Origin of the sequence: Rhodococcus sp. NPDC057014 (genome assembly GCF_042673295.1) — a bacterium.
GTDB lineage: Bacteria > Actinomycetota > Actinomycetes > Mycobacteriales > Mycobacteriaceae > Rhodococcus_F.
Genome location: NZ_JBHUSF010000587.1, coordinates 1 through 2,202, shown reverse-complemented (window position 1 = coordinate 2,202; position 2,202 = coordinate 1). Strand labels below are relative to the sequence as shown.

Annotated in this window: 1 protein-coding gene and 1 pseudogene; one reads left to right on the top strand and one right to left on the bottom strand. The window is 67.3% G+C overall.

What is annotated here, in order from left to right; all coding sequences use genetic code 11:
* Positions 1–50: 50 nt before the first annotated feature.
* Entirely contained in the window at positions 51–1,562 is a 1,512-nt protein-coding gene (locus ACFTZB_RS45135; RefSeq protein WP_378442443.1) for an aldehyde dehydrogenase family protein, read from the top strand.
* Positions 1,563–1,968: 406 nt separating this feature from the next.
* Here the strand turns inward: ACFTZB_RS45135 and ACFTZB_RS45130 are convergent.
* Positions 1,969–2,202: pseudogene (locus ACFTZB_RS45130) on the bottom strand (Ldh family oxidoreductase); the annotation flags it as partial.

Below are 2,202 nucleotides of genomic sequence, written 5' to 3'. Positions count from 1 at the left end.
CAACGGACCGGGCCTGCAGCTCGAGTTCCACGATCATGGAGGTACCTCTGATGTCCATCTCAACCCCCGTCGAGGACGTGACGGTACGCCGTGCATCCGGCTCGGCGCCGCTGATCACGACGGCCGATCTTCCCCCGACCTCGCACTTCGTCGACGGCGTGTTCGACCAAGCTGCTCCCGGCGACGTGTTCGATGTGATCGACCCCAGCACGGAGAACGTCATCGCTCAGATCCCGCAGGGCACCACCGAGGACGTCGACCGCGCAGTGAACGCCGCCGCAGCGGCCGCGGAAGCCTGGGCACGCGTGGTGCCCAAGGAGCGGTCGGAGATTCTGCACAAGATCGCCGACCGGCTCGCCGCGAACGCCGACCTGCTCGCCCGACTCGAATCGGTGAACGCCGGAAAGCCCCTGGCCGTCTCCCGTGACGACGTCGACGGCACCATCGACACCTTCCGCTTCATGGCCGGCGCGCTGCGCGCGACCACGTCCATGGCGGCCGGGGATTACGTCGAGAACCACCTGTCGGTGATCCTGCGCGAACCCCTCGGAGTGGTCGGGGTGGTCACCCCGTGGAACTACCCCCTGCTGATGGCGGCATGGAAGATCGCACCCATCCTCGCCGCCGGCAACACCCTCGTGATCAAGCCGTCGGAGCAGACCCCGCTGACGACCCTGAAGTTCGCCGAACTCGTCGCCGACCTGCTGCCCGCCGGAGTGCTGAACGTGGTCACCGGCCGCGGCTCGGTCGTCGGCGCCCGGCTCGCCGAGCACCCGGACGTGGACATGATCGCCCTCACCGGGTCGGTGGGCAGTGGCCGCGCCGTCGCCCGCGGTGCCGCCGAGACCCTCAAGCGCGTCCACCTCGAACTCGGCGGCAAGGCGCCGGTCGTGATCTTCGCCGACGCCAATCTCGAGGAGGCAGCGGAGTCGCTGCGGGTCGCGAGCTTCTGGAACTCCGGGCAGGAGTGCGGCGCGGCGTGCCGCGTCCTGGTCCACGAGTCGGTCGCCGACAAGTTCGTCGAACTTTTCGTCGCCCAGGTCCGCGAACTCGCCGTCGGCGAACCCGGCTCCGGCGACGACATCGAGATCGGACCGCTCGTCTCCAAGGCCCATTTCGATCGGGTCGTCGGTTACCTCGATCGCGCCGCCCAGCAGGGCATCCGTGTCGCCATCGGCGGAACGGCGCTGGCCGGCACCGGCTACTTCGTGGCACCGACGGTGCTCGTCGACGTCCCCGACGGCGCCGAGCGCTCCCGTGAGGAGATCTTCGGACCCGTCGTCACCGTCGAGACGTTCACCGACGAGGACGAGGCCGTGCGCCGCGCCAACGACGTCCCCGTCGGCCTGTCCGCTTCGGTCTGGACCGAGAACGCGCGCCGCAGCCACGACATCGCCGCACGGCTGGATTCCGGTACGGTCTGGGTCAATTCACACCTGGTGCTGGCCAACGAGGTCCCGTGGGGTGGATTCAAGGGTTCCGGTTACGGCCGCGACCTGTCGATCTACGCCCTCGACGACTACTCCCGCACCAAGCACGTCATGCACAACCACAGCCGCTGATCCACAGCTGCCCGAGCCGGTGCGACACAAGCCACATTCGGTGCCGGATGCCGCTTATGCGGTGGTCGTAGACGGTCCGCGGTTACGTCCAGGATCCCAGCGGTGTGCCGGTGCAGGGTTCGTCCGCAGATGATCAGTCCGCGTGCTTCGTCGAGTATGTAACTGGCGAGACATCAACGGATTTGATGCGTAAATTACGTCGAGAAGCGTGGACACTGCCGTTCAAATCAGAGTTTGAGCATCGTGACCACCCAGCCCTCTCGAGGCCGGGTCTATTCGAGGGTGTTCGGTTGAGAAGGACGTCCGGCGCCGATCGAACGACCGCATCATGAATGACGTCGCCGTCGACATCCCCGGGCGCCGCCGATACCCGGATCCGTCGTGGGATCCGGGTATCGCGCTCGTATCAGAAGTCCGCGGTGATTCCGACCTGGGCGCCGAGGGTTTCGAGGTCGGTGCGGGTCTGGTCGGGCAGGACGACACCGCCGGCGTCGAGGTTGCGGTGTTCGGCGCGGTCTTCGAGTTCGCCGGGATAGAAGATCTCCTCGGCGCCCTCGGCGAGGGCGGTGTTCTTGACCTCGTCGATGAGTTCGCCGACCGAGTCGAGGTAGGCGGTGGTCGAGCCCATGGCGGCGACGTC